General features: G+C 65.7%; 15 protein-coding genes. 12 read left to right on the top strand and 3 right to left on the bottom strand.

The window, feature by feature from the left end; all coding sequences use genetic code 11:
* Window positions 1–342: 342 nt before the first annotated feature.
* The 8 genes from mraZ to murD all read left to right on the top strand — a co-directional run bounded on the left by mraZ (window position 343) and on the right by murD (window position 9463).
* Window positions 343–849, top strand: coding sequence for a division/cell wall cluster transcriptional repressor MraZ (gene mraZ / locus DFP89_RS07020; protein ID WP_114348712.1), 507 nt, complete (start codon window positions 343–345; stop codon window positions 847–849).
* 3 nt (window positions 850–852) lie between these two features.
* Window positions 853–1827, top strand: a complete 975-nt coding sequence (rsmH, locus tag DFP89_RS07015) for a 16S rRNA (cytosine(1402)-N(4))-methyltransferase RsmH (protein WP_114348711.1) — start codon at window positions 853–855, stop codon at window positions 1825–1827.
* A complete protein-coding gene (ftsL, locus tag DFP89_RS07010; protein ID WP_114348710.1) occupies window positions 1827–2207 on the top strand; it encodes a cell division protein FtsL in 381 nt (126 codons plus the stop codon). Before rsmH ends, ftsL begins: the two co-directional genes overlap by 1 nt.
* Window positions 2204–4009 (top strand): peptidoglycan D,D-transpeptidase FtsI family protein, encoded by a 1806-nt coding sequence (locus DFP89_RS07005; RefSeq protein ID WP_114348709.1) that lies wholly within the window; start codon window positions 2204–2206, stop codon window positions 4007–4009. The genes ftsL and DFP89_RS07005 overlap by 4 nt, the downstream gene beginning before the upstream one ends.
* A gap of 29 nt (window positions 4010–4038) precedes the next feature.
* Window positions 4039–5508 (top strand): UDP-N-acetylmuramoyl-L-alanyl-D-glutamate--2,6-diaminopimelate ligase, encoded by a 1470-nt coding sequence (locus DFP89_RS07000; protein ID WP_114348708.1) that lies wholly within the window; start codon window positions 4039–4041, stop codon window positions 5506–5508.
* Window positions 5505–6890, top strand: a complete 1386-nt coding sequence (locus DFP89_RS06995; RefSeq protein ID WP_114348707.1) for a UDP-N-acetylmuramoyl-tripeptide--D-alanyl-D-alanine ligase — start codon at window positions 5505–5507, stop codon at window positions 6888–6890. The genes DFP89_RS07000 and DFP89_RS06995 overlap by 4 nt, the downstream gene beginning before the upstream one ends.
* Window positions 6890–7972, top strand: coding sequence for a phospho-N-acetylmuramoyl-pentapeptide-transferase (gene mraY / locus DFP89_RS06990; RefSeq protein ID WP_114348706.1), 1083 nt, complete (start codon window positions 6890–6892; stop codon window positions 7970–7972). The genes DFP89_RS06995 and mraY overlap by 1 nt, the downstream gene beginning before the upstream one ends.
* Window positions 7973–8062: 90 nt before the next feature.
* Window positions 8063–9463, top strand: a complete 1401-nt coding sequence (gene murD / locus DFP89_RS06985) for a UDP-N-acetylmuramoyl-L-alanine--D-glutamate ligase (RefSeq protein WP_114348705.1) — start codon at window positions 8063–8065, stop codon at window positions 9461–9463.
* A 106-nt stretch (window positions 9464–9569) separates the two neighbouring features.
* On the opposite strand, the gene DFP89_RS06980 is transcribed toward murD, so the two are convergent.
* Window positions 9570–10694 carry an OmpP1/FadL family transporter gene (locus DFP89_RS06980; protein WP_114348704.1) on the bottom strand — a complete coding sequence of 375 codons (1125 nt, stop codon included), beginning with the start codon at window positions 10692–10694 and terminating at the stop codon, window positions 9570–9572.
* 163 nt (window positions 10695–10857) lie between these two features.
* On the opposite strand from DFP89_RS06980, the gene DFP89_RS06975 reads away from it, so the two are divergent.
* Both DFP89_RS06975 and guaB read left to right on the top strand, forming a co-directional pair.
* Window positions 10858–11829 carry a TDT family transporter gene (locus tag DFP89_RS06975; protein ID WP_114348703.1) on the top strand — a complete coding sequence of 324 codons (972 nt, stop codon included), beginning with the start codon at window positions 10858–10860 and terminating at the stop codon, window positions 11827–11829.
* 69 nt (window positions 11830–11898) lie between these two features.
* Window positions 11899–13347 (top strand): IMP dehydrogenase, encoded by a 1449-nt coding sequence (guaB, locus tag DFP89_RS06970; RefSeq protein WP_114348702.1) that lies wholly within the window; start codon window positions 11899–11901, stop codon window positions 13345–13347.
* Between the two features lie 315 nt (window positions 13348–13662).
* Here guaB and DFP89_RS06965 read toward each other — a convergent pair whose 3' ends face one another.
* A complete protein-coding gene (locus DFP89_RS06965; protein ID WP_114348701.1) occupies window positions 13663–14295 on the bottom strand; it encodes a TetR/AcrR family transcriptional regulator in 633 nt (210 codons plus the stop codon).
* Window positions 14296–14438: 143 nt separating this feature from the next.
* On the opposite strand from DFP89_RS06965, the gene hpbA reads away from it, so the two are divergent.
* Window positions 14439–16475, top strand: a complete 2037-nt coding sequence (hpbA, locus tag DFP89_RS06960) for an N-methyl-L-proline N-demethylase HpbA (protein WP_114348700.1) — start codon at window positions 14439–14441, stop codon at window positions 16473–16475.
* Window positions 16476–16506: 31 nt separating this feature from the next.
* Here hpbA and DFP89_RS06955 read toward each other — a convergent pair whose 3' ends face one another.
* Entirely contained in the window at window positions 16507–17091 is a 585-nt protein-coding gene (locus DFP89_RS06955) for a sulfotransferase family 2 domain-containing protein (protein ID WP_114348699.1), read from the bottom strand.
* A gap of 245 nt (window positions 17092–17336) precedes the next feature.
* Here DFP89_RS06955 and recA point away from each other — a divergent pair, with 245 nt between their 5' ends.
* Window positions 17337–18404 (top strand): recombinase RecA, encoded by a 1068-nt coding sequence (recA, locus tag DFP89_RS06950; protein WP_114348698.1) that lies wholly within the window; start codon window positions 17337–17339, stop codon window positions 18402–18404.
* Window positions 18405–18409: the final 5 nt, after the last annotated feature.

The raw sequence follows: 18409 nt of genomic DNA, 5'->3' as shown, positions 1-18409 counted from the left end.
GCCTGCAACACCCCGCCGACAACCGGCTTTTGCCCAAATAAATCCATTGCGTCCCGTAAAATCCCATGCCATCCCTAATGGCACGGAGACGGGCTCAAGGGGCAGCAAGACCCCAAAGGCGACAAGCAGGCTTCATACAGGCAACCCGCTTCCGGAACATGGCCTTGCGGCGCGCGAGCAGCACCTCCCCCAGGTGGCGCGAATGGCAAGGCTCGATCCCCGAAACTACGGGGCCCAGAGATGGGAACGAGGGCGGCGGATCGGGCAGTGGCAGCAGCCCGATCCGCCCTTTCCTTTTCGGGCAACCGGAAAGGGCGAGGCAGTGAAGGGAGTGGCGCGCCAGTGGCACGCAGGTTCAGAGGCTCGGAAGAGGTCAAGGTCGACGCGAAAGGCCGCGTTTCGATCCCGGCCAAGTTCCGCCGGGTCTTTGAAGGCTCGGACCCCGAATGGGAGGCCGGCAAGCGCCCGCAACTGGTCATCGTCTTCGGCACGCGCGACTGGAAATATCTACAGCTCTTCACCATCAATGCCATCAACGAGATCGACGAGCAGATCGCCAAGCTAGACCGTGGCAGCCCGCGCCGCAACTATCTGGAACATATCTATCACGGCCATTCCGAGGAAACCGAGATCGACGGCGACGGCCGTCTGGTCCTGCCCCAGAAGCTGCGCGACAAGATCGGGCTGACGGATGGCGCGATCTTCATCTCGGGCGGGGACAACCTGAAGGTCTGGTCCCCCGAGGCCTATGAGGAAGAAGAGCGCGCCCTTGAGGCTCGCGTCCCCGAGCTTGAGCCGGGCGCCGATCCGCTGTCGCTCTTGTCCCAGCCGATCGCGACCGAGGGGTAGGGCATGTCCAGCGCCTCTGACCCCCATATCCCCGTCCTGCTTGGCCCGCTGTTGCGGGCCGTTGCGCCTGTTCGGGGCACCTGGGTCGATGGCACATTCGGTGCGGGCGGTTATGCGCGCGGGCTTTTGGCGCAGGGCGCTGACCGCGTCATCGGCATCGACCGCGACCCGGCGGTATTCGCCATGGCGGCTGTCTGGGCGGGCGAATATGGCGACCGGCTGCGGCTGGAGCAGGGCACGTTTTCCGATCTGGACAAGCTGGCGGGTGAGCCGGTCGATGGCGTGGTGCTGGATCTGGGCGTCAGCTCGATGCAGCTCGATCAGGCCGAGCGCGGGTTTTCCTTCATGCGCGACGGGCCTTTGGACATGCGCATGGGCGGCGACGGCCCAACCGCCGCCGATCTGCTGAACACCGCGCCCGAGCAGGTCATCGCCGATGTGCTGTATCTTTACGGCGAAGAGCGCGCCTCGCGCCGCATCGCCAAGGCCATTGTCGCGGCGCGCCCGCTCAGCCGCACCGGGCAGTTGTCGGATATCGTCTCGGGCTGTCTGCCGCGTCCCAAGCCCGGTCACAGCCATCCCTCGACCCGGACATTCCAGGCCATCCGCATCTGGGTGAATGACGAATTCGGCCAGCTTGTCGCGGGTCTTGCCGCGGCCGAGCGCGCCCTGCGTCCCGGCGGACAACTGGCCGTGGTCAGCTTTCATTCGCTGGAAGACCGCATCGTCAAGCGCTTCATGCAGGCGCGTTCGAACAGCGCCGGGGGCAGCAGCCGCTATGCCCCCGAAGTGGCGCAGGACGCGCCCGCCTTCACGCTGCCCTTTCGCCGCGCCATCGGCCCCGATGAGGGCGAGATGGCGGCCAATCCGCGCGCGCGCTCGGCGCTGCTGCGCGTCGGCATCCGCAGCTCGGCGCCTGCCGGGCGCATTGACGCTGCGGCATTGGGCCTGCCGGTCCTGCCGGAAAGGCGGGCGTGATGCGTTCGGTCCTGTTCTTGCTGACCACGCTGATCGTGATGGGGCTGGCCTTCTGGGCTTACCGCGAAAATTACAGCACCCAATCCGCCATCACCGAGATGGCCGATGTGCAGCGCCAGATCGGCGGGTTGCGCGAGGATCTGATCGTCCTGCGCGCCGAATGGGCGTTCCTGAACCGCCCCGAGCGGCTGCGCGAGCTGGTGAACCTGAATTTCGACAAGCTGAAGCTGGTGCCCTTTGGCGCCGACCAGTTCGTCGATGTGGGGCAGGTGACCTTTCCCAGCCCGCAGGCCGCCCCCGCCGCCTCCGGCTCTGACGCCATGCCCGTTGAACGCCCCGCCTGGTATCCGCCCCGCCGCCCACAGGAGAGCACGCCATGATCCGCACCCCCCTGCGCCCGCTGGCCCGCATCCTTCGCGCCCGGGAAAAGGGCGAAAACCCCGATGAGATCGAGGCCGAGAACCGCGCCCAGCGGCATGCCGAGATTCAGGAAAAGGCGCGCAGCAGCGCCCGCAGCCGGCTGTTCTTCATGGCGATGGGCTTCATGCTGGCCTTTGGCACCGTGGGCACCAAGATGGCGGTCCTGGCATCAAGCCAGCCCAGCGAGCCGCAGGTCCAGACCAGCGGCGCGCAGATCATCTCGCAGCGCGCCGACATCACCGACCGGCAGGGGCGGGTGCTGGCCACCAACCTGCTGACCCATTCGCTTTACGCCCATCCCCGCCAGATGGTCGACCCTGCGGGCGCGGCGCAAAAGCTGGCAAAGATCTTTCCCGATCTGGATATCGCGCGGCTGGAAAAGGATTTTTCCGGCAAGCGCAGCTTTGTCTGGATCAAGAAAAAGCTGTCGCCCGAACAGATGCAGGCCGTCCATGACATTGGCGAGCCGGGGCTGCTGTTCGGCCCGCGCGAGATGCGGCTTTACCCCAATGGCACCATCGCGAGCCACATCCTTGGCGGCTCGACCTTTGGCAAGGAGGACGTGGCCAGCGCCGAAGTGATCGGTGTCGCCGGGGTCGAAAAGGCCTTTGACCACTGGCTGCGCGATCCGGCCAATGACGGCGCGCCGCTGGTCCTGTCCTTGGACCTGACCGTGCAGGCCGCGATGGAGGAAGTGCTGTCGAACGGCATGAAGGTGATGAATGCCAAGGGCGCGACCGGCATCCTGCTGGAGGTCAAGACCGGCGAGATCGTCGCCATGGCCAGCCTGCCCGATTTCGACCCGAACGACCGCCCCAAGCCGCTGCTCAAGGGCGATCCTTCGGACAGCCCGCTGTTCAACCGCGCGGTGCAGGGCCAGTATGAGCTTGGCTCGACCTTCAAGATCTTTCCGGTGGCGCAGGCGCTGGACCTGAAACTGGTCAGCCCGGCGACGATGATCAATTCCAAGACCCCGATGAAGATCGGCAAATACCTGATCAACGATTTCCACAATTACGGCGGCCAACTGTCGGTCACCGACATCATCGTGAAATCCTCGAACGTGGGCACCGTGCGGATCGCGCAGTTGCTGGGCCCCGAGCGGCAAAAAGATTTCCTGCAAAAGCTGGGCTTTTTCGACCCGACCACCATCGAGATGAGCGAGGCCCCGACCGGCAAGCCGCTGGTTCCGACCCGCTGGCCGGCGGTGACGGCGGCGACGGTGTCGTTCGGGCACGGTCTGGCGGCCAGCCCGCTGCATCTGGCGGCGGCCTATGCGACGATCGCCAATGGCGGCAAGCGCGTGCGCCCGACGCTGGTTCATGGCCGCAGCGCGCGGCCTAGCGAACAGGTGCTGTCGCCCGAGGCCGCCAAGACCGCCATGGCGCTGATGCGGCAGGTGGTGACACGCGGCACCGCGCGTTCCTCCGAGGTGGCGGGCTATGAGGTGGCGGGCAAGACCGGCACCGCCGACAAGCCGCGCCCGACGGGCGGCTATTACAAGAACAAGGTGGTTGCGACCTTTGCCTCGGCCTTCCCGTCCAGCGATCCGCAATATGTGCTGGTGCTGACGCTGGACGAGCCCTCGGTCACCCGTGCGGGCGGGGTCGAAAGCCGCACTGCCGGCGCGACCGCCGCCCCCGTCGCGGGCGAGCTGATCCGCCGCGTCGCACCGCTGCTGGGCTTGCGCCCGCTGACTGAATCGCAGTTGCCGATGGTTGAACGGCCTCTGCCGGATGGGCTAAAGCTCGTCTCGAACTGAGAAACGAGGGTTCCGTGACCGACCGGGCGATGCGACTGTCCCTTCTGGGGCTAAGAGGGGACAAGGGGCGCGACCCCGAGGTGACGGGAATTGCCGTCGATTCGCGGCAGGTAAAGCCGGGCCATCTGTTCGCGGCGCTGCCCGGATCGGTGACCCATGGCGGCGAATTCATCCAATATGCGCTGCGTCAGGGCGCGGGCGCGATCCTGACCGACCGCAAGGGCGCCGAGATCGCCGCAGCCGAGCTGGCCGGTTCGGACGCCGTGCTGGTCGTGGCCGAGGACCCGCGCGCCGCGCTGTCGGGCGCCGCCGCCCTGTGGTTCGCGGCCCAGCCCGAAACCATGGTCGGCGTGACCGGCACCTCGGGCAAGACTTCGGTCGCCAGCTTCACCCGCCAGATCTGGCAGGCGCTGGGGCACAAGGCGATCAGCCTTGGCACCATGGGCGTGCAGGGCGATTATCAGGCAAAGCTGGCGCATACGACCCCCGATCCCCTGACCCTGCACCGCATTCTGGCCGAGGCCGCCGCCGCTGGCGTCACCCATGCCGCGATGGAGGCCAGTTCCCACGGGCTGGACCAGCGCCGTCTGGACGGGGTGCGCCTCAAGGCCGGGGCGTTCACCAATTTCAGCCAGGATCATCTGGATTATCACCGGAATTTCGACGAGTATTTCGCCGCCAAGGCGCTGCTTTTCAATCACATTCTGGATGAGGGCGCGGCGGCGGTCATCAATATCGACGATCCGCGCGGCCGCCAGATGGCGATGATCGCGCGCGAACGCGGCCTTGCCCTGACCACCATCGGCCGTGACGAGGCTGCCGATCTGCGCATCCTTGGCCAGCGCTATGACGCGACCGGGCAGGACCTGCGCTTTTCGCTGCGCGGACAGGCGCATCTGGTGCGTCTGGCGCTGATCGGTGGGTTCCAGGCCGAGAACGTATTGGCCGCCGCCGGTCTGGTGATGGCGGCGGGCGACGAGCCGGCCCGCGTCATCGACACGCTGCCCGGCCTGACCACCGTGCGCGGCCGGATGGAACTGGCTGCCTTGCGTGAAAACGGCGCTGCCGTCTTTGTGGACTATTCCCACAAGCCCGGCGCGCTGGCCTCGGCGCTGCAAAGCCTGCGCCCGCATGTCATGGGCCGCATCGTCGTGGTCTTCGGCGCCGGCGGGGACCGCGACCGCCTGAAACGCCCCCTGATGGGCGAAGCTGCCCGCGAATTCGCCGATGTGGTCTTCGTGACCGATGACAACCCCCGGACCGAGGACCCCGCAGCCATCCGCGCCGAGGTCATGGCCGGCGCAGGCCCCGACGCCATCGAGGTCGGCGACCGCGCCGAGGCGATCCTGCGCGGCGTTGACGCCTTGCAGCCGGGCGATGCGCTGCTGATCGCGGGCAAGGGGCATGAGACGGGCCAGATCATCGGCTCGGACGTATATCCGTTTGACGATGCCGAGCAGGCCTCGGTGGCCGTCGCGGCGCTGGATGGCAAGATATGACGCTTTGGACCTCGCATGACGCTGCCGCCGCCACGGGCGGGCGGGCAACCCGTGATTTTGCCGTGGGGGGCGTCTCGATCGACACCCGCACCATCCGGCCGGGCGATCTGTTTGTCGCCCTGCAGGCGGCGCGGGACGGGCATGATTTCGTGGCGCAGGCCCTGGAAAAGGGCGCAGGCGCCGCGCTGGTCAGCCGCATTCCCGAAGGTGTCGCGGATGACGCGCCGCTGCTGATCGTTCCCGACGTGCTCGGCGCGCTTGAGGCGCTTGGCCGCGCCGGTCGCGCCCGGATGCAGGGCAAGGTCATCGCCATCACCGGCTCGGTCGGCAAGACCTCGACCAAGGAAATGGCGCGGATCGCGCTCAATGGGCAGGGCGTGATCCACGCGGCCGAGGCCAGCTACAACAACCATTGGGGCGTGCCCCTGACGCTGGCCCGGATGCCGGAAAACACCGATTTCGCCATTATCGAGATCGGCATGAACCATCCCGGCGAGATCGAGCCGCTGGCCCGCTTCGCCCGTCCGCATGTCGCCATGATCACCACCGTCGCCGCCGCCCATCTTGAGGCCTTCGGCGCCATCGAAGGCATCGCCCGTGAAAAGGGCGCGATCTTTCGCGGTCTTCTGACCCCCGGCACCGCCATCATCCCCGAAGACCTGTCCGTGACCCAGCTTCTGCGCGATTGCGCCGATGAGGCGGGGGCCATCGTCATCGGTTTCGGCCAGCATGGCATGGCCAAGCCCCTGAAGGCCGAGACCACGGACGGCGTGACCCAGGTTCGCGCCCGCATTCTGGGCGAGACGGTCGATTTCACCTTGGCCAGTGCGGGCACGCATTTTGTCATGAACGCGGTCGGGGTTCTGGCCGCGCTCTCTGCCGCCGGTGCCGATATGGCGCAGGCGGCCCGGGAGCTTTCCGACTGGCGCCCGCCGCTGGGGCGCGGCGCGGTCGAGGATCTGGCCGGCATCCGCCTGATCGACGACGCCTATAACTCGAACCCGACCTCGCTTTCGGCGGGGCTTGCGACGCTGGCGCGGCTGACCGGCGGGCGGCGCGTCGCCATTCTGGGCGACATGCTGGAACTGGGCCCCGATGAGGTCGCGATGCATCGCGCCATGGCCGATGACCCGGCCATGGCCTCGGTCGATCTGGTGCATCTGGCCGGTCCCCGCATGCGCGCGCTTTACGAGGCGCTGCCGGAAACCCGCCGCGGGCTCTATGCCGAGACGGCGGCGGATCTGGCCGCGCGCGTGGCCGATCTGGTCGCCATCGGCGATATCGTGCTTGTGAAGGGATCCAAGGGATCCCGGATTTCGACAGTGGTTGACGCGCTGCGGCGGACAGGCGAAAGCAGCGCGCCTGGCGAAAGGACGGCGTAATGCTTTATTGGCTCACCCATCTCTCGGATGGCGGGGATTTCTTCAACCTTTTCCGATATCAGACCTTCCGGGCCGGAGGCGCCTTTTTTACCGCGCTGATCTTTGGCTTTCTGTTCGGTCGCCCGCTGATCGACCTTTTGCGCCGCAAGCAGAAAAAGGGCCAGCCGATCCGCGATGACGGGCCGCAGAACCATTTTTCCAAGGCGGGCACGCCGACCATGGGGGGCTTGCTGATCCTTGCGGCGCTGACCGTGGGCACGCTTTTGTGGGCGCGGCTTGACAATGGCTATGTCTGGATCGTGCTGCTGGTGACGCTGGGCTTTGCCGCCATCGGCTTTGCAGATGACTATGCCAAGGTGACCAAGCAGCACCATGCGGGCCTGTCGGGCCGGGTGCGGCTGCTGATCGGGCTCATGATCGCCGCCTGTGCCGGGGCCGCCGCCGCGTGGCTGCATCCCGATGCGCTGAGCAACCAGCTGGCACTGCCTTTCCTCAAGAACACGCTGATCAATCTGGGCATCCTTTTCGTGCCGTTCTCGGTCTTGGTGATCCTTGGCGCGGCCAATGCGGTTAACCTGACCGACGGTCTGGACGGGCTGGCGATCATGCCGGTGATGATCGCCGCCGGCAGCTTCGCGGTCATCGCCTATGTGGTCGGCAACGCCAATTTCGCCAATTACCTTGGCCTTCATTTCGTCCCCGGCACCGGCGAGCTTGCGGTCTTCGTCGCGGCCCTGATCGGCGGCGGCCTTGGTTTCCTGTGGTATAACGCCCCGCCGGCGGCGGTCTTCATGGGCGATACCGGCAGCCTCGCGCTTGGCGGCGCATTGGGCGCCATCGCGGTCGTGACCAAGCACGAGATCGTCCTTGCCATCGTCGGCGGCCTCTTCGTGGTCGAGGCGCTTTCGGTGATCATCCAGGTCCTTTACTTCAAGCGCACCGGCAAGCGCGTCTTCCTGATGGCCCCGATCCACCACCATTTCGAGAAAAAGGGCTGGGGCGAGGCGCAGATCGTCATTCGCTTCTGGATTATCGCGCTGATTCTGGCGCTGATCGGTCTGGCCACGCTGAAGCTGCGCTGATCCGTCTCGCGCATTCTTTCATGCCGAAATATCCTCTGGGGGTCCGGGGGGCGAAGCGCCCCCGGCGCCGCAGCTAAGCAAGGAACCACCATGATCCCCGTCCAAGGCGTCGAAAACCAGACCATTGCCGTCCTCGGCCTCGGTCGCTCGGGCCGCGCCACCGCCGCCGCTCTTGCCGAGGGCGGCGCCCATGTCGTCGTCTGGGACGATGGTGCCGACACCCGCGCGCAGGCGCAGGCCGACGGCATGACCGTCCTCGACCTCACCCGCGACGCAAGCTGGGAGGGGGTCTCGGCCCTGATCACCAGCCCCGGCATCCCGCATCTCTACCCCAAGCCGCATCCGGTCATCGCCAAGGCCTATGAGCTGGGCGTGCCGGTCGACAATGATATCGGCCTGTTCTTCCGCAGCTTCGCGACCCGCGACTGGGACCAGTTCGACACCACGCCCCGCGTCATCGCCATCACCGGCTCGAACGGCAAATCGACGACCACGGCGCTGATCCATCACATCCTCAGGGAATCCGGCCGCCCGACCCAGATCGGCGGCAATATCGGCACGGGCGTCCTGTCGCTCGACCCCGCCCATGATGGCGAGGTGGTGGTGCTGGAACTTTCCAGCTACCAGACCGATCTGGCCCGCGCCCTGACCCCCGATATCGCCGTCTTCACCAATCTCTCGCCCGACCATCTGGACCGTCATGGCGGGCCGGGGGGCTATTTCGCCGCCAAACGCCGGCTCTTCGCCGAGGGCGGCCCCGACCGTGCCGTGATCGGCGTCGATGAAGCCGAGGGCCGCTATCTGGCCGACCAGCTTTCAATGGGCCCGGCGGATGACCGGGTGATCCGCATCTCCTCGGGGCAGAAACTCGAACGCTTCGGCTGGTCGGTCTTTGCCCGCAAGGGGTTCCTGTCGGAATACCGCAAGGGCCGGCAGGTCGCCTCCATCGACCTGCGCGAGGTGACGGGCCTTCCGGGCGAACATAATCACCAGAACGCCGCCGCCGCCTATGCCGCGACCCGCTCCCTTGGCCTTGCGCCGCGCGAAATCGAGCGCGCCTTCCACAGCTTCCAGGGCCTGCCGCATCGCAGCCAGACCGTCGCCGAGATCGACGGCGTGCGCTGGGTCAATGACAGCAAGGCCACCAATGTCGATGCCGCGGCCAAGGCCCTGACCGCCTTCCAGCGCATCCGCTGGATCGCTGGCGGCATGGGCAAGGATGGCGGGATCGAGGCGCTGGCCCCGCATCTGGGACAGGTGGTCAAGGCCTATCTCATCGGCCATTCGGCGCGCGACTTCGCGCTGCAGATCGGCCAGACCCCCTACGAAATCTCCGAAACCATGGAACAAGCCGTCGCGCGCGCCGCAGCCGAGGCCCAACCTGGCGAAACCGTGCTGCTCGCCCCCGCCGCCGCCAGTTTCGACCAATACCCCAATTTCGAAAAACGTGGCGAGCACTTCACCCTGCTCGTCAAGGCGCTGACGCCCTGATTTTCTTCTTCACTCAAATATCCACGCGGCCGCGCCACCGGCAGGACCGCCGCATATGAAAAAGGCCCCGGCGCAACCGGGGCCTTCCGCATCTTTCGGGCAAGGATCAGAACGAATAGCCGATCCGCACCCCGACACCCCAGAGATCGCCGTCATCCATCTCGGCGACCTTGGTCTTGTTGCCGCTTTCGCCGACGCCCAGATCGGCGCCGCCCAGCTTGGTATAGTTGATCCCGGTCGAGATCTTGATGTTGTCCATCGTATAGATCGCAGCCACGGTGATGGCCTTGCGGCCATTGACCGGCGCCAGCGGCGAGATGATATCGCCCTCTTTCGGCTCATAGAGGAAGGTGACCGAGCCCGCCCAGTTGTCGGTGAATTTGCGCCCGACGCCGATCGTATAGGTGGTGGTGTCCTCCACTTCGACCAGCGGGATCTCGCCACCGGTGGGGCCGGGCGAAATCGGGAACACGAAGTTGTCCACCTTGAACTCGGACCACTTCACCCAGCGGATCGAGCCAAAGAGCAGCGTATCCTCGGCGATGCCGGTCTGGCCTTCCAGGGTCCAGCTGCGCGGCGTGGTGACGGTATATTCATCCTCGAAGGTCATCGGCAGCGGGCCGCCGGATTCCTTCATGTTGAAATCATGGTCGATGGACGAGTTATAGGTCAGCGAGACGCGCGCTGCGATCTCGGGCACCTCATAGGCGACGCCGGCGACCCAGCCCACGCCCCAAGCGCCATCAAGCTTGAGGTCATAGCCCGAGGTGGTGCGATAGCCCGCGCCCTGCAGCCGCACATGGCCATCGGCGCGCGATCCGCGGATACCGCCATGGACCGAGAAGTTGTTCTGGAACTTGTAGCGCAGCAATGCGGTATAGCTCGTCGAATTCACCTCGACGCGGGTGCCGCCCAGGATCGGGGTCGAAGACGGGTAAAGGATGTCGGCGCCAAAGGGCTGCTCGACGATCAGTGCGGCCGACAGATTCTCGTTGAACTGATGCTTGTAGGCAAAGCCGGCAAAGCCGTAACCCTGCGCAACATCGCCGGTCGAGAAGCCCATAATATCCGTGCCGCTGACTTCGGGGTCGACGCCGCCAAAGCTGACCTCGGCATAGTTCCCATTTTCGAATAGCGGTGCCAGCGAATGCGGGGCGCGTTCGATACCCCCGGCAAAAGCAGGCGCTGCGCTGGCCAGCAGGGCGCCGATGCCGGTGATGATATGTTTCATGTTTTCCTCCCTGAAGCGGTTCTTTGGTGAACCTGCAATTTCAGACTGCTTTACGCGTCTCGGTTGCGTCAACCGGCGGGGCTTCGTGACGCCGCGTTCCAAGGTAACAGCGGCGCGCAGCGTGGCCTTGCGGCAACGATATGACCATGGGTAAACAGGTTTCATGCGTTTTGCCCCTGCCCGTATTGCCCCGCCCGGCCTCTGGCGCCGCGTTCCGCCCGCGATCTTCCCGCCGCTTCTGGGGGCGCTGGGACTGGTGCTGGCGTGGCGCGTGGCGGCCAGCCGCTTTGGCCTGCCGCAGGCCTTGCCCTCGATGCTTGCGGGCATGGTCATCGCGGCATGGCTCTTTGCCCTGACCGCCTATGCGGTCAAGCTGGCGCGCCGGCCCTCGGTGCTGGCCGACGAGCTTGCCATCCTGCCCGGCCGCGCCGGTATCGGCGCGGCGCTGGTCGGCATCTATGCGGCGGCGCAGGTGCTGGCACCCTTTGCGCCGGCGCTGGGGCGCACGGTGCTGATCGCTGGCATGGGGCTGCATCTGATCTTCTGGGCGGTGGTCATTCCGGTCATGCGCCGCCTGCCGGGGCAGGGGCGCGTCACCCCGGTCTGGCAGTTGAACTTCGTCGGCCCCATCGTCGCCGCGCAGGCGGCCGCGGGCTTTGGCTGGACGGCATTCGCGCAGGCGCTGTGGTGGCCGATGGCGGCGATGGCCGGCTTTATCTGGATCGCCAGCCTGCGTCAGCTTTGGGCCGAGCGGGTGCCCGCGCCGCTGCGCCCGCTGCTGATGATCCATATCGCCCCCATTGCCATGCTGGGCGCGACGGCGGCCGCGGTCGGCTGGTCGCAGATCGCGCTGGGTTTTGCCTGGGCCCTGGTCCCGGCGCTGGCACTGGCCGGTCTGCGCCTGCGCTGGCTGACCGAGGCGGGGTTCTCGCCGCTCTGGGGGGCCTTCACCTTTCCGCTGGCGGCCAGTGCGGGCCTGTGGATCGCGGCCTCGGGGGTGCAGCCGGACTGGGCGTGGCCGGCGCGGCTTTTGCTGGTCCTGGCCAGCCTGGTGGTGCCGCCGATCCTGCTTCTGGTCTGGAGGGCATGGGCGCAGGGCCGGCTTGCGGTCAAAACCAACGCCGCCATCGCCTGACAGGCTGGACAATCCCGCCGCCGCATGAAAGGGGAAACTGCCAAACGAACCCCTGACTAGGATGCTCCCATGCAGATTCGTGAGGCTGTGACCTTCGACGATGTTCTTCTGGTTCCTGCGGCGTCTTCGGTGATGCCCTCGACCGCCGATGTGACCACATATGTCACCAAGCAGATCCGGATGAACATCCCGCTGCTCTCCAGTGCCATGGATACGGTGACCGAAAGCCGCATGGCGATTGCCATGGCGCAAGCCGGCGGCATTGGCGTGATCCATCGCAACCTGACCGCCGAGCAGCAGGCCGACGAGGTCCGCCGCGTGAAGCGCTTTGAATCGGGTATCGTCTATGACCCGATCACCCTGACCCCCGACCAGACTGTGGGCGATGCGCGCGCCCTGCAGGCCCGCTACAATGTCACCGGCTTTCCGGTCGTCGATGCCAGCGGCCGCGTCGTCGGCATCATCACCAATCGCGACATGCGTTTCGCCAGCGACGACCGCACCCCGGTCAAGGCGATCATGACCGCCGAAAACCTTGCCATTCTGCGCGAACCGGCCGACCGCGCCGAGGCCATCGGCCTGATGAAGGAACGCCGGATCGAGAAGCTGCTGGTCACCAATGCCGAAGGTCGCCTGACCGGCCTTTTGACCCTGAAGGATACCGAGCTTTCGGTCCTTAACCCATTGGCCTGCAAGGACGATCTGGGCCGGTTGCGCGTCGCCGCCGCCTCGACCGTGGGCGAAGAGGGCTATGAGCGCAGCCTGGCGCTGGTCGAGGCCGGCGTCGATCTGGTCGTCATCGACACCGCGCATGGCCATTCCGAGGGCGTGGCCCGCGCCGTCAGCCGCATCAAGGCCCATTCCAATCAGGTGCAGGTCGTCGCCGGCAACGTCGCCACCGCCGAGGCCGCCCGCGCGCTGGTCGAAGCGGGCGCGGACGCGATCAAGGTCGGCATCGGTCCCGGCTCGATCTGCACGACGCGGATCGTGGCGGGCGTCGGCGTGCCGCAGCTGACCGCGATCATGGATGCGGTGCGCGGCGCTGGTGACATCCCGGTCATTGCCGATGGCGGCATCAAGTTTTCGGGCGATTTCGCCAAGGCGATCGCGGCGGGCGCCAGCTGCGCCATGGTCGGCAGCGCCATCGCCGGCACCGACGAAAGCCCGGGCGAGGTGATCCTGTATCAGGGCCGCTCGTTCAAATCCTATCGCGGCATGGGCAGCCTGGGCGCCATGGCGCGCGGCTCGGCCGACCGCTATTTCCAGAAGGATGCGGCAACCGACAAGCTGGTCCCCGAGGGGATCGAGGGGCAGGTCCCCTATAAAGGCCCCGCCGGCACCGTGATCCACCAGTTGGTCGGCGGCTTGCGCGCCGCCATGGGCTATACCGGCAACGCCACCGTCGCCGAGATGCGCGGCGGCTGCGAGTTTGTGCGCATCACCGGCGCGGGCCTCAAGGAAAGCCACGTCCATGACGTGCAGATCACCCGCGAAAGCCCGAATTATCGTCTCGGGTAGTCAACGGGTCGAACCGGGTCGGGGGTGGCGGAGAGATTGCTGGCCGCTGCCTCCGGCTTCAACGGCTTATGCCGGTTCACGCGGCCGCAGTCGGTTCGCAGCATCCGAATGAACGACATCGCCACCGTTTCGCGCGCGGCGATCGCCGAGGTCTTTGCGCCTTGTGCCTTCGCTGCCGTTTCGCTTTTGTCGCGGGCCTGTCGTCCTGAGTTTCATGCAAGCGGGTGCCGAACCAAGTGAGAACCGGCATGACAACTGATCAGGTGTTTGGGCCAGTGCCGCCCGCATCGCAATGGGGCACGGCGCGGGGGGGATTCAGGCTTTCGTGCCGCGGAACCTTGCGTTGAACCGCGCCATCTCGCGGGGTTGCGGCTCCTGGTCGGCATAGATCTTGACGTAAAGCGGAATGCGCATCAGGCGGGTCTCGATATCCTCCTCGGCCTGCATCGAGATATATCCGATCTGTACCAGATAGATGGTGCGGGCGCGTATGTCCGCCTCGGCATCGCTGATGCCCCATTTCACCAGCATCCGCGATAGCGCGGCAAGGCGCGCCTCGTCAGCGGTCCTTACCCGGGCCGCCACGTTCTCATCCTGCAAGGCCCAGCTGCGCACGGCGAATTCCAGTTTGGAATCAAAACTGTCTGCGGCAAGAAAGCAGGTCAGCACGTTCAGCATCGCCTCGGCCCGGCTCTCGGCATAGCTGGCCGCAGATTCGATGAGCGGTCCGGTCGTGCGCTGTTCCCAGCCCTCCAGAAGCGCCGCAAGCAGCGCCTCGCGATCCTCGAAAAACCAGTAGAAGCTGGTGCGCGACAGGTTCAGACGCTTTGCCAGCGGCAGGATCTTGACCGCGTCGATGCCGCTGTCGATCAGCGCCCGATAGCCGGCCTCAAGCCAGCCCTCACGCGATCCGCGCCAACCCGTCTCTGATGCATTCGCCTGGTCCATGTGCCCTGATAGGTCTTTCGGGGTGCTGTGGCAAGAAAATGTTCATTTGTGACACAATCAGGTTCACTGATGAATTTTTAATTGACATATGTGAACATTTTCGAGATTTCTGGCCGCAGCGCACCCATCTTGCAGGCACCGCCATGTCGAACGATCCCCTCTTGCAGCCGTTCCAGCTGAAGCACCTGACGCTTCGCAACCGGATCATGATCACCAGCCATGAGCCGGCCTATCCGGAAGACGGCATGCCCAAGGATCGCTACCGCGCCTATCATGTCGAGCGGGCAAGGGCGGGCGTGGCGCTGACGATGACGGCGGGCTCGGCCTCGGTGTCGCGCGACAGCCCGCCGGTCTTCAACAATATCCTGGCCTGGAAGGACGAGGTCGTCGGCTGGATGAGAAAGCTGGCCGATGAATGCCACGACCATGGCTGCGCGGTGATGATCCAGCTGACCCATCTTGGCCGCCGCACCCGCTGGGACAAGGCTGACTGGCTGCCGGTCGTGTCGCCCGGCCATGAACGCGAAGCAGCGCATCGGTCATTCCCCAAGAAGATGGAGGACTGGGACATCCAGCGCATCATCGGCGATTACGTCGATGCGGCCGAGCGGATGAAGGCCGCGGGCCTCGACGGGCTGGAGCTTCAGGCCTATGGGCACCTCATGGACCAGTTCTGGTCACCGCTGACCAATGAACTGGACGGCCCCTATGGCGGCAGCCTGGACAACCGGCTGCGCTTTACCTTCGAGATCCTGCGCGGCATCCGTGACCGCTGCGGCGCGGATCTCCTGCTGGGCGTGCGCTATACCGGCGACGAGGACCTGCCGGGCGGGTTCGACGCCAAGGACGGCATCGCCATCTCGCACAAGCTCAAGGACAGCGGTCTCGTCGATTTCCTGAATGTGGTGCGCGGCCATATCGACACCGATGCCGGCCTGACCGACGTGATCCCGGTGCAGGGCATGCGCAACGCGCCGCATCTGGAATTCGCCGGCCAGATCCGCAAGGCGACGGATTTCCCGACCTTTCACGCGGCCAAGATCCCCGATATTCCGACCGCGCGCCATGCCATCGCCTCGGGGCTGGTGGACATGGTGGGGATGACGCGGGCGCATATGGCCGACCCGCATCTGGTCCGCAAGGTGATCGAGGGGCGCGAGGATGAGATCCGGCCCTGCGTCGGTGCGAATTATTGCCTCGACCGCATCTATCAGGGCGGTCTGGCCTTTTGCCTGCACAACGCCGCGACCGGGCGCGAGGAAACCATGCCGCAGACCATCCCGGCGGCCGATGCGAAAAAGCGTGTCACCATTGTCGGTGCCGGCCCCGGCGGGATGGAGGCGGCGCGTGTCGCCGCCGAACGCGGCCATGCCGTGACGGTCTTCGAGGCCGCCGACCGGCCCGGCGGCCAGATCCGCCTGACCGCCTTGCAGGAGCGGCGGCGCGAGATGATCTCGATCATCGCCTGGCGTCAGGCCATGTGCGAAAGGCACGGCGTCGCCTTCAGGTTCAACACCTTCGCCGAGGCCGGCGATGTGCTGGCGACCGAGCCGGACGAGGTCATCATCGCCACCGGCGGCCTGCCGCATACCGAGATGCTGCGGGCGGGCAACGATCTGGTCGTCTCGGCCTGGGACATTCTGTCGGGCGATGTGAAGCCGGGCCAGAACGTGCTGATCTATGACGATGCGGGCGATCATGCGGCGCTGCAGGCTGCCGACCTGATCGCCGCGACGGGCGCAAGGGTCGAGATCGTGACGCCGGACCGCGCCTTCTCGCCCGAGGTCATGGCGATGAACCTTGTTCCCTACATGCGCAGCCTGCAGAAGCTGGACACGACCTTCACCGTGACCTGGCGGCTGACGTCGGTGGCGCGTGACGGCAACCATCTGCGCGCCACTCTGGGCAGCGATTACGGAGGTGTCACCCGCGAACGGCTGGTCGATCAGGTCGTCGTCAACCACGGCACCCGGCCGCTGGACGAGCTGTATTTCGACCTGAAACCGCTTTCGTCGAATCTGGGCGAGGTCGATTACGACGCCCTGACCACCGGCGGCCCGCAGGACCTTCGCAAGAACCCCGAGGGCAGGTTCCGCCTGTTCCGCATCGGCGACGCGGTCGCCGCACGAAACACCCATGCCGCGATCTATGATGCGCTGCGTCTGGTCAAGGATCTGTAAAGGCCGCTGACACGGCCCATTTGGCGGCCGGTCAAAGCGCGTGATACAGCCGCAGGTCGCGATCCATGACCTGACGCAGCGCGCTTTCCTGAGCGCCGTCCAGACTGACATCGACCGCCGGAGGCACGTTCACGCGCGGCAGGCTGAGGACGCAATCCAGCCGGTCCTCGAGGAAATGGGTAAAGGTCTCCATGTCCTCATAGCGGAAGATCCGGTCCACCTGCGTCGCATCATCGGTCAGGAACTCGGCCTGCGTTCCGACCCGGGCGGCGGCCATGCCATCGGGCCGGGCATAATGCGCGGCGAATTCGGCAAAGCTGATCCCGGTCATGGCGTGGTCGGGGTCCTCGTCATCGTCGCGCTGGCGGAAACGATACCAGCTGCGCAGCCAGTCGATCGGCTCGCGCATCAGCGCGACGGTGGTGAAATGATCGCCGGTCGCGGAATGCAGCCAGGGCGCGATATGGCGCTGATAAGTGGCAAGATTGGCGTGTTTCAGCGCGGCCGGGCGCTGCACGGCGACATTGGCCAGCGCCTCAAGCGCGGCCTCGACCGCGGTTGAGCCCGCCTTGGGGGTGGCCAGAAATACAAGGCGGCTTTCCCAGAAGATCAACATCGTTTTCGCTTTCGACCCTTGCCGCAACAGCGTTGGGGGATAGCCGCGCGACCGGGGCGTGTAAACTGTTTCTTAACCATCCGGTGGCAGGCTGATCACCGAAACGGGCGCCTTTTGCGGGATTCGTTAACCAGGACTTGCAAAAGATCGGAAACAGGCGCAAAACGGGAACAACTCGTGAACAAACGCGCGGGCGGGCACTGATTGCCCCGGCAGTCGGGGTGTGAAATAAACATGAGGACGGCATGGCAGGGGCAACACTTTTCGACATGAACGACAAGCGATCCGCAGACAAGCAAAAGGCGCTGGACAGCGCCTTGGCCCAGATCGAACGCCAGTTCGGCAAGGGTTCGATCATGAAACTGGGCGGCGACAACCCGGTGGCCGAGATCGAGGCGACCTCGACCGGCTCGCTGGGGCTGGACATCGCGCTGGGTATCGGCGGCCTGCCCAAGGGCCGGATCGTCGAGATTTACGGCCCCGAAAGCTCGGGCAAGACCACGCTGACCCTGCATGTCGTGGCCGAAGAGCAGAAAAAAGGCGGCGTCTGCGCCTTTGTCGATGCTGAACATGCGCTGGACCCGCTTTACGCCCGCAAGCTGGGCGTCAATCTGGAAGAGCTGCTGATCAGCCAGCCCGATACGGGTGAGCAGGCGCTGGAAATCGTCGATACGCTGGTGCGTTCGGGCGCGGTCAGCGTGGTCGTGGTCGACTCGGTCGCGGCGCTGACCCCGAAATCGGAGATCGAGGGCGATATGGGCGACCATCAGGTCGGCGCCCAGGCCCGTCTGATGAGCCAGGCGATGCGCAAGCTGACCGCCAGCATCGGGCGCAGCAATTGCATGGTCATCTTCATCAACCAGATCCGCATGAAGATCGGGGTGATGTTCGGCAATCCCGAGACCACTTCGGGCGGGAACGCGCTGAAATTCTATGCCTCGGTTCGTCTGGATATCCGCCGCACCGGCGCGATCAAGGACCGCGACGAGGTGGTGGGCAACTCGACCAAGGTCAAGGTGGTCAAGAACAAGGTCGCGCCGCCCTTCCGCCAGGTCGAATTCGACATCATGTATGGCGAGGGGATTTCCAAGACCGGCGAGTTGATCGACCTGGGCGTCAAGGCCGGCGTGGTCGAGAAATCGGGGTCCTGGTATTCTTATGGCGACGAGCGCATCGGCCAGGGTCGCGAGAATGCCAAGCAATACCTGCGCGACAATCCCGATGTCGCCTATGCCATCGAGGACAAGATCCGTGCCAGCCATGGTCTGGATTTCGGCGCCTCGGCCGAGGATGATGCGCTGACCGAGGACTGAGGGCA

This window comes from Paracoccus lutimaris, from assembly GCF_003337565.1.
Classification (GTDB): Bacteria; Pseudomonadota; Alphaproteobacteria; order Rhodobacterales; family Rhodobacteraceae; genus Paracoccus; species Paracoccus lutimaris.
The sequence above is the reverse complement of the archived record's forward strand: the minus strand, read 5'-3'. Positions and strand labels throughout refer to the sequence as shown.